Genomic DNA, 9150 nt, shown 5'->3' on the forward strand with positions numbered 1-9150 from the left:
TGGAAAAAGCGCCGCGGCGGCATGGGCCCACCGCGGCGCGAGGTTTAACGCTGGCTGCCGTCTTCGCTCAGTTGCGCCGGCAGTTGGCGGGCTTTGCGGGCTTCGGCCACTTGCTCGGCGCTCACCGCCGGGGCGGCGTTGCCCCAGCTGTTGCGCGCATAGGTCAGCGCGGCGGCAATCTGCCCGTCGGAGAGCTTCCAGGCAAAGCTGGGCATGGCGCCGCTGGTGGGGTTGGCCAGGGTCACCGCGCCACGGCCGCCTTCGAGCACCGTGGTGACCAGGCTCTGCGGGTTGTGCGCCTGAATGCCAGGGTTGCCGGCCAGGCTCGAGGCCAGCTCGTTGATGCCCTTGCCGTCACTGTTGTGGCAGGCGGCGCAGTTGGCCGAGTACACATTGGCGCCTTGTTGCATCCGCGGGTCGCTAGCAGGCAGTGGCGCCGGCTTGGCGGCCGGGTTGCCCGGCAGGGTTTGCAGGTACGCCGCGATGGCGCGCAGGTCGGCCTCGGTCATGTGCTGGGTCGAGTTGGTCACAGCCTCGGCCATTGGCCCGGAGGCCACCGCCACGTGGTTGCTGCCGGTTTTCAGGTAGCGCACCAACTGCTCGGTGCTCCAGCCGCCGATGCCCTGGTAGCTGTCGGCGGTGATGTTCGGTGCGTGCCAGCCGTCCAGCTCGCCGCCTTCGAGGTAGGCACTGGAATCCCCACCCAGGAAGTTCTTGGCGGTGTGGCACGAGGCGCAGTGGCCCAGGCCCTGCACCAGGTAGGCGCCGCGGTTGGCCTCGGCGGAGGCGCCGGCCAGCGGCGTGAAGGGGCGGTTGTCGAAGAACATCAGGTTCCAGCCGAACATCATCAGGCGGATGTTGAACGGGAACGGCAGCTGGTTGCTGACCACCTTGTGCCGCACCGGCGCGACGGTTTGCATGTACGCCCAGAGGTCGTGCATGTCTTGGTCGGAGACCTTCACGTAGGCGTTGTAAGGCATCGCCGGGTAGAGGTTCTCGCCATGCCGGCCCTTGCCCTCGCGTACCGCGCGGGTGAACTGCGCCTCGGTCCATTCACCGATGCCGGTGGCTTTGTCCATGGTGATGTTGCTGGCCAGCAGCTTGCCGAACGGCGTTTGCAGGGCATAGCCGCCGGCAAAGGGTTGGCCGCCGTGTGGGTCCGTGTGGCAGGCGGCGCAATCGCCGGCGATGGCCACGTAACGGCCGCGCTCTGCGGCCGGGGCTGCCGCGGTGGCAGGGGCTTTGACACCGGCGGCGTTGCCGCCCTGCTGGCCGGGCGGGGTCAGGCTATCGACGCTGTAGGCCACGCCCGCGGCGGCACACAGCGCGGCGGCCACGGCGATCAAGGTCAGGCGCGATTTCATGCCGGCACCTCCACCAGAGGGCCGCGTTTGGCCAGGTACTGCTCGATGATCGCCTTGGCCGTCCACAGGCTCAGCGCGCCGATGGTCGAGGTGGGGTTGTAGCCGGCGTTGTTGGGGAAGGATGACGCCCCCAACACGAACACGTTGTGCACGTCCCAACTTTGCTGGTAGCGGTTGAGCACGCTGGTGGCCGGGTCGGTGCCCATCACCGCGCCGCCGATGGTGTGGTCGCTCGAGGGTTTATAGGGGCCGTAGTTCACCGCCGCGGCGTCAAAGCCTTCGACGATCGTCGCGCCCATCGCCTGGCCGATTTCCACGGCTTTGTCTTCAGTGAAACGGGCCATGCGCCGGTCGTTCTCGTTGTAGTCGAAGGTCACCCGGATCAGCGGGTCGCCGTGGGCGTCCTTGTACTCCGGGTCGAGGTCGAGGTAGCACTCGTCGTGGGAGAAACTGGTGCCCTGGTTGAAGATGAACGTGCCGTTCTGGAAGGCATGGGTGTAGGCCTTTTTCCACTCGCTGCCCCAGCGCGGGGTGCCGGCCGGCAGCGCGTCGGCGTTGCCGATCGGCCGCGAACCGCGGGCCACCACCAGGATGCCCGCGCCACCGATGAACCCCAGGCCCTTGTGGTCGAAGTTGTCGCCGTTGTAGTCATCGACCTGCGCCGACAACGCGCCGGCGCCGATGAACGGGTTGAGGTATTCGTCTTCGAAGAACAGGTTCGCCCCAGACACGGTCTGGAAGCTGTACGCCCGGCCGACCACGCCCTGGCGGGTTTCCGGGTTGTACGGTTTGCCAATTTTCGAGAGCAGCAGCAGGCGCACGTTCTGCATCTGGAAGGCCGAGAAGATCACGATGTCGGCCGGCTGCTCCCATGCCTGTTCGTTGCGGTCGAGGTAGGTCACGCCGGTGGCGGTCTTGCCGTCTTCGGCGAGGTTGGCCTTGAGCACGGCGGCCTCGGTGACCACCGTAAAGTTGCTGCGCTGCATCAGCGCCGGCACCACGCAGGCGTTCGGGCTGGATTTCGAGAAGTTGCCGCAGCCGTAGTACAGGCAGTAGCCACAGTAGGTGCACGGCCCCATGCGCACGCCCAGTGGGTTGGTGTAGGCCTGGGTGGCCTGGCCGGCGGGGACCATGAACGGGCTCAGGCCGAGCTTTTTGCTGCCCTCGCTGAACAGGTCGGTGAGCCGCGTGGTGGCCAGCGGCGGCAGCGGGAATTCGCTCTGGCGGCTGCCTTCGAAGGGGTTGCCGCCCTCGACCTTTTCGCCCTTGAGCACGCCGGCCTTGCCCGACACCCCGGCGATGCGCTCGAAGCGCTCGTAAAAGGGTTCGAGGTCAGCGTAGGTCACGCCCCAGTCCTGCACGATCAGGCCGTCGAGGATCTGCTCCTTGCCGTAGCGCTTGACCGTGTAGCTGTACGGCTCGAAGTCGAACGGCAGGAAGCGCCAGGCCATGCCGGCCCAGTGGGTGCCGCTGCCGCCCACGTTATAGCCGAGCTCGTTCATGCTCCAGTCGCGGGTGGGCAGGGCGGTTTGCCCGCGGTGGTTGCGGAAGGTGGTGGTTTCGATCGCCGGCGGCAGCAGCATAGCGCGGCGGGTGTCCCAGCGCAGTTCGTCGGTGTCGACCGAGGGCGGGAAGTCAGTGGCGGTTTCGAACCAGGGGCCGCGCTCGATGGCGACCACGTTGAGCCCGGCGCGGGTCAGTTCTTCGGCAATCAGCGAGCCGCACCAGCCGAGACCGACGATTACCGCGTCGGCTTTGGGGCGTACATTGGCCATGGGGGTTACCTCATTCAAACAGCGAAATCACGGAAGGCGTGCCGGCAGCGTCTGGGCTGCCTGTCGTTAGGGTCAGAGCGTGTTGTCGATCAGGCTGGTGGGGATGATCTCGAGCTTCTGGCCCTTCTTGGCGATCACGTCGCGAAAGTCATAGCGCGCCCCGGGGAAGCCGAGCATCTTCCAACTGGCCATGCCCCGGTTGCCGCCGTAGAGCGGGTCGGCGAGAAACCCTTCGCGCACGTTGGCCAGCCATTGCTCGAAAATTTCCTTGGCGCCGTCGTCAAAGGCCGCGCTGACCTTCACCGTGTTGGCCTCGAAGGCCTTGAGGGTGGCGTCTTGTTGGTCGCCGCTGAGCTGCGTGAAGGCTTTGCCGAACCTGGCCTGGGTGTACTGGTCGAGTTCTACCAGGCCTTTGCGCCAGCGCTCGGCGGGGGTCAGGGCAGACTGGGTGCCTTGCTCCAGGGTGCCTTTGACGAAGCGGCCGAGGCGGTAGAGGGTGGCGCCCTGGCCGTAGTCACCGGCCAGTTGGCGGTCGATGAAGGTGGCGCAACCGGCCTCTTGGCCACCGATGCTCAGGCTGTCGGCCGGGATGAAACGGTCGGCGATGGCGCCGGCGGTGTCGAATTCGTGCTGGCTGAAGAACGCCAGGCCGCCCTGGCGCACCTTGGGCAGCGCCGGCAGGCTGGCAGTGCCCGGCGCCCACGGCTGGCCGCCACTGACGGTGGCGCCGTGGGCGGCGGGGAGTGACGACGCCGCCGCCAGCGCCAATGCCGACGAAAGAAAATCTCTGCGCTGCATGAAGGCTCCTATACACAGAAGGGTGGGCCCGCCAGGCCTTTTCGCAGGCGCACTCCCCCCTGTTCGCGGCGGCAGGGATACCGCGCGAGGGCGCAAGGTCAGCGATAGGGGGTGTTCAGGCAGGAAGCAGGCCAAACGGTTGTGCGGCGAGTCTAGGGTGCGACAAATCAACGCGCCATTAAATGTTTGACGTGTTTGCGTCAAGTTTGCCGGTTGTGTGGCGCTGCAGGGCCCATCGCCCGGCACAGCCGGAGTGCCGGACCACGGCCTCCCACCAGATTTGTGTAAGTGCTTGATTTACGGTGCAACAAAGAACCCGTGGGAGGCCGGCTGTGCCGGGCGAGGGGCCCTCAAACCCGCGGCATCACTTCCCGGCTAACCCTTCCATCACCCCCTTGATCCACACCACCACTGCAAATGCCCCCGGGTCCATATGCCCCAAGGCCCGGTCGCCCAGATACGCCGAGCGCCCCTTCACCGGGCGCATTGCTTTCGTCGCCTGGGCCCCCTCCAGCGCCGCGCCGATCATCACCATCGCCGCCTCGGCCGGTTCGGTATCCCCCGGCACCTCCCGCAGCGCTCTGGCCGCCGGCCACAGCGCATCGAGCAGGGTCCGCTCGCCCGGCTTGGCCCCGCCCAGCTCGGCCACCCCGTCACAGCCGGCCTCGAACGCGCTGGCCCAGGCGCGCAAGCTATAGGGGGATTTCGCCGCGGCCAGGGTGACCCCGGCGCGCAGCATGAACACCGCGTGCAGCGGCCCGGAGGTGCCGCCCAGTACCCGCCGCAGCAGCGCGGAAACCTGCTGCAAGGCCAGGGTCGGCCGGTCCAGCGCCAGGCTGCCCATCTCCTGCTGCAGCGCTTTGGCGCCGCGCGCCAGGCTGATGCCGAGGTCGCCGTCGCCGACCACCGAATCCAGCTCGGTCAGGGTCGCCTCGGCGGCGATCAGGCTGGCCGCGGCCCCTTCCAGCGCCGCCTTGAAGCGCGCCGCGTGGGCCGCGCTCCAGCTACGGCCTTCGACGGCCGCCACCTTGCCGAGGTGGGTGGCGGGGCGCCGTTGCACGGCGGCTACCGGGGTAGCCATGGGCTTCCAGGCCGGCGCGGCGGTGGGCGCGCGCAGGTGTTCGAGCAGGGCGTCGTCGAGCTTCAGCACGCTCAGCGAGCAGCCGGCCATTTCCAGGGCGGTGAGGAAGGTGCCAGTGCTGGCCGCCTCGACCTTCAGGCCCTTGGCGTAGAGCGCCAGCAGCGCCTCACGGGTGACGATGTCGAGGTCCTGGGCGGCGCTACCGCCCAGGTTGTTGACCAACAACGCGACGCGGTCGCCGGCGCGCAGCTCGCCCTGGCTGGCGATCCGCTCCACCAGTTGCCCGACCATTTCCCGCGCGGTGCCCAGCGGCGCGCGGCGCACACCGCTTTCGCCATGGATGCCCAGGCCGTACTCCACCTCGCCGTCCTCCAGGCTGAAGCCCGGCTTGCCCGCCGCCGGCACGGTGCAGGCACTCAGCCCCAGGCCCATGCTGAACAACCCATCGGCCGCGCGCTGCGCCGCGGCCAACACCTGGGCCAGTGGCAAACCGGCCTCGGCGGCGGCGCCGGCAATTTTGTGCACCAGCACCGTGCCGGCGATGCCGCGGCGGCCGACCGCGCCGGCGTGCTGGTCGAGGGCGACGTCATCGCCCACTACCAGCATCTCCACCTGCACGCCCGCGGCGCGGGCGATCTCGGCGGCGAGGCCGAAGTTGAGGCGGTCACCGGTGTAGTTCTTGACGATCAACAACACCCCGGCCGGCCCGGCGACGCTCATGATCGCCGCCAGCACGGCATCCACGCTGGGCGACGTGAACACCGGCCCGGCCACCGCCGCGCTGAGCATGCCGGCGCCGACGTAGCCGGCGTGGGCCGGTTCGTGGCCGGCGCCGCCACCGGAAATCAAACTGACGCTGCCCGCCGGCAGGTCGCTGCGCACCGCGATGTTCTCGCCCTCGAGCAGGGTGATACGGGCGTCGCTCAGGGCCAGGCCCTCGAGCATGTCCTCGACCACTTGGGCGGGGTCGTTGATGAGTTTTTTCATGCAAAGGTCTCGTTCAAGGCAGGCGTAGGCAGCATAGCCCAGACAAGGTCGTGGCCAACCTGCCTGAAAAGCTTACCTGTACGTGCAACCAGGCTGGCGCAACGCCGCGCGCCCCAGTAGCCTGCTGCGCTGCGCAACACCTTTCCCCTCCACACTAGGACGCCCCATGGCCCTGCACGACGCAATCGCCCTCGAAATCAACGCCGGCGCGCTCACGCTGCGGTTCCGTGCCGCCGACCTTAAAACCGCTGGCCGCAAGGTTTACCTGGCCCCCACCGATGCCGACGAGCGCTACCGGGTAGCCCTGGATTTTTTCGCCGCCAGCACAATCAGCAGCCAACTGGCCAACCTCTGCGAAAACACCGGTTACTGGGCGCGCAACGGCCAAGTGGCCCGCTACCGGCGGGTGGCAGAGGGCGTGTACGAACTGCTCGGCCTGGACGAAACCCAGGAGTTGCTGGCGCAACCGGCGGCGCCTGCCAGCGCTGGCCAACCAGGTGTAGGCGGCTGGGAAGCACGCTTTGCCGCTTACCTAGAACAAGAGCCGTTCCAGATCTACGACCGTCGCCGCCGGCAGTTGTACCCGGCCCAGCCGGCTCAAGGGCTGGATGCCCGCCTGGGCAGCTACTTCTGGCCCTCGCCTGAGGCCACCTTCGTGGCCACTGAGCAGGTACTGCAAGGGTTCATCGCGCGTGCGCGGGCGCTCAGCACCAACCTGGCCAGCCATGCTGACGAGGTGCTCGGTTTGTTCGCGGCGATCTGCCAATGGGGCGGAGTACGCCTGCCCACCGAGGATGCTGGCGCGGTCGTGGCTAACCTGCAACGTGCCGCGAAGCGCGATGCACAGCAGCCCGCCGCGATGAATAGCGCCTGGACGAAGTTGTACGCGATGTTCTATCCAGGCGATTTCGTGATCTACGACTCGCGCGTGGCCACTGCGTTGGTGGGGATCGCCGAGGCGGTGCTGGACATAACCGAACTGGCCGGCTTCAAGCAGCAATATCCTCACCTGGGTGTGATTGCCGGGCGCGGTGGTAGCCGGCCGCGGGCGACCGCTACCCCGTGGCGTAACGCATACCTTTCGTGGCCGGCGCAGTTGGAGGCCAACCAGGTGGTCGCAAGCATTGTGCAGGCGCTCAACGCTCGCTCGGGGTTGGCCTACAGCGCCCGCCAACTGGAGGCGGTGCTGTTCATGGAGGGGTACTGAGCCCTAACGATCCTGCGGCTGAAACCTCACCGCCAGGTCATCGGCGCGGGTCTTGGTCATCTGCAGCAGGCACACCTGCGCGTTGATGCGGTCGATGGTGCCGCCGGTCAGGCCGCGCTCCAGCGCGCAGTCGGCGTCGCGGAACTGTATCCACAAGCGCTGCGCGTTGCGCATGGCCGTGCGTTGTTTCGGGTCCAGGCCTTTCATGCCGTTTTGGTAGTTGGCGTTGAGCCGGGCGTCCTGGCGCTGGGTTTCGCTGGCGGTGCAGTCGACCATGCCACCGGTGGTGCTGGTGGCGTTCATGCAGGTGTCGTAGGCCGCGCTGTAGTCGGCCGGGGTGCGCGGGTTGGCGGCCAGGGCCAGGCTGGTGGCGCCGGCGCTGGCCAGCAACAGTGCGGCCTGGAGCAAGGGTTTGAGCGTAGGCTTCAAGATAATGGCCTCCTGGTTCTAGGGTTCGCCCCCGATCCTACCAGCAGGCCGTGGCAAACGTTCAACCCTACTCGGCGCAATACACCCGCAGGCAATGCCCGTCGGCATCCAGCGCGCAAAAGGTGTAGCCAAAATCCACCGCATGGGGCGGCTCGGCGATCACCAGGCCGCCGCCGAAGCCTTGCCACTGCGCGTAGGCTTGATCCACCTGCGCCCGGCCGGCCAGGGTAAAGCCCAGTTCGCTACCGCCGCTGCCGGCCGCGGCCGGGCGGGCGGCGGCGCGGGCCCAGAGGCCGAGCTTGTGGCCGTTATCGAGCACGAACAGCACGAAGCCGGAACTGGCCTCCAGCGGTTCGGTTTGCAGTATCTGCTGGTACAGCGCAGCGCTTTGGCTGGGGTTTTCAACGTAAAACACGGTCAGGTTCGGCAGGGCCATGGGCTCGCTCCAGGGTTCGCCGCGCCGGGGTGGGCAGCGATCGAGCGCAGCATGCCAAGGGCGGCTGTCAGTTTTTGTCAGCAGGCGTGCCCAGCTCGATGCCTTGTTCGGCTTGCCAGCGCTTGAGCAGTTGCTGGCGCGGGGTCGGGTAGGGCGCGGCCTGCACCTCCACCGCCTGCAAACGGTCGACGCGAAAATGCCGGTTGGCGCCGCGCAGCTCGCACCAGGCCACCAGCAAGCGTGCCTGTTCCATATAGCCCAGGGCGAACGGCCAGAGCAGCCGTTCGCTGGCCTGGCCTTGTTCGTCGCGGTAGTGGATGCGCACCTTGCGCTGTTCGCGAATCGCTTGGCGCAGCGCCGGCAAGTGCTGGGTGCCGGTGCGCCGGGGGCCGCTGTTGGGGCCGATCAGCAGGGTGCAGCTGTCCAACTCGTGGCGCAGCGCCGGCGGCAGCACCGCGGCGATACGCGCGAGGGCGTTGCGCGCGTCGCTGGCCAGGGCCGGGTCGGTTGAGCGGCTGACCCAGCGCGCGCCGAGCAGCAACGCTTCCAGCTCGCCGCTGTTGAACATCAGCGGCGGCAGCTCGAAGCCCGGCTGCAGCACATAGCCCAGGCCCGGCTCGCCCTCGATACGCGCGCCCTGGGCGCGCAGGCTGGCGATGTCGCGGTACAGCGAACGCACGCTGATGCCCAGCTCAGTGGCCAGCGCCTGGCCGCTGACCGGGTAGCGGTGGCGGCGCAGGCATTGCAGCAGTTCCAGCAGGCGTTCGGCGCGTGACATTTGGCGGGGCCCCAAGGGTGAAAAGGACGGCGAATGCTAGGGGGTTTTACCGCGCCTCGCCACCTGGCTGAAGGGCTCATCGCCCGGCACAGCCGTAATGCTGTTCACTTAAGCAATCACAGCGCTAAATTGAGGGTGTAAGGCTTTGATTTCTTCAAATGGTTTTACTTAGCGCATGGCCTGACTGGCCCATCGCCCGGCACAGCCGGAGTGCCGGACCACGGCCTCCCACCAGATTTGTGTAAGTACTTGATTTACAGGGCAACACAGAACCCGTGGGAGGCCGTGGTCCGGC

8 protein-coding genes are annotated in these 9150 nt (G+C 67.6%); 1 reads left to right on the top strand and 7 read right to left on the bottom strand.

The window, feature by feature from the left end:
* Positions 1-44: 44 nt before the first annotated feature.
* The 4 genes from ACFZCE_RS15910 to ACFZCE_RS15925 form a co-directional block, all read right to left on the bottom strand.
* Positions 45-1364: a c-type cytochrome gene (locus ACFZCE_RS15910; RefSeq protein ID WP_390940608.1), complete on the bottom strand. Its 1320-nt coding sequence runs from the start codon at positions 1362-1364 to the stop codon at positions 45-47.
* Entirely contained in the window at positions 1361-3139 is a 1779-nt protein-coding gene (locus ACFZCE_RS15915) for a GMC oxidoreductase (RefSeq protein ID WP_390940610.1), read from the bottom strand. The genes ACFZCE_RS15910 and ACFZCE_RS15915 overlap by 4 nt, the downstream gene beginning before the upstream one ends.
* Before the next feature lie 72 nt (positions 3140-3211).
* On the bottom strand, positions 3212-3937 hold the full coding sequence (locus ACFZCE_RS15920) for a gluconate 2-dehydrogenase subunit 3 family protein (RefSeq protein ID WP_390940612.1): 726 nt from the start codon (positions 3935-3937) through the stop codon (positions 3212-3214).
* A gap of 364 nt (positions 3938-4301) precedes the next feature.
* Positions 4302-6005 carry a dihydroxyacetone kinase family protein gene (locus tag ACFZCE_RS15925; protein WP_390940614.1) on the bottom strand — a complete coding sequence of 568 codons (1704 nt, stop codon included), beginning with the start codon at positions 6003-6005 and terminating at the stop codon, positions 4302-4304.
* A 166-nt stretch (positions 6006-6171) separates the two neighbouring features.
* Here ACFZCE_RS15925 and ACFZCE_RS15930 point away from each other — a divergent pair, with 166 nt between their 5' ends.
* Positions 6172-7212: a hypothetical protein gene (locus tag ACFZCE_RS15930; protein ID WP_390940616.1), complete on the top strand. Its 1041-nt coding sequence runs from the start codon at positions 6172-6174 to the stop codon at positions 7210-7212.
* 3 nt (positions 7213-7215) lie between these two features.
* On the opposite strand, the gene ACFZCE_RS15935 is transcribed toward ACFZCE_RS15930, so the two are convergent.
* The 3 genes from ACFZCE_RS15935 to ACFZCE_RS15945 all read right to left on the bottom strand — a co-directional run bounded on the left by ACFZCE_RS15935 (position 7216) and on the right by ACFZCE_RS15945 (position 8855).
* Complete coding sequence (locus tag ACFZCE_RS15935; RefSeq protein ID WP_390940618.1) at positions 7216-7641, bottom strand: lysozyme inhibitor LprI family protein; 426 nt, start codon at positions 7639-7641, stop codon at positions 7216-7218.
* A 67-nt stretch (positions 7642-7708) separates the two neighbouring features.
* Entirely contained in the window at positions 7709-8077 is a 369-nt protein-coding gene (locus tag ACFZCE_RS15940; protein WP_390940620.1) for a VOC family protein, read from the bottom strand.
* Positions 8078-8144: 67 nt separating this feature from the next.
* Positions 8145-8855, bottom strand: coding sequence for a WYL domain-containing protein (locus tag ACFZCE_RS15945; protein ID WP_390940622.1), 711 nt, complete (start codon positions 8853-8855; stop codon positions 8145-8147).
* Positions 8856-9150 lie beyond the last annotated feature (295 nt).

It is taken from the genome of Pseudomonas sp. NPDC007930 (assembly GCF_042958985.1).
Taxonomy (GTDB): Bacteria; Pseudomonadota; Gammaproteobacteria; order Pseudomonadales; family Pseudomonadaceae; genus Aquipseudomonas.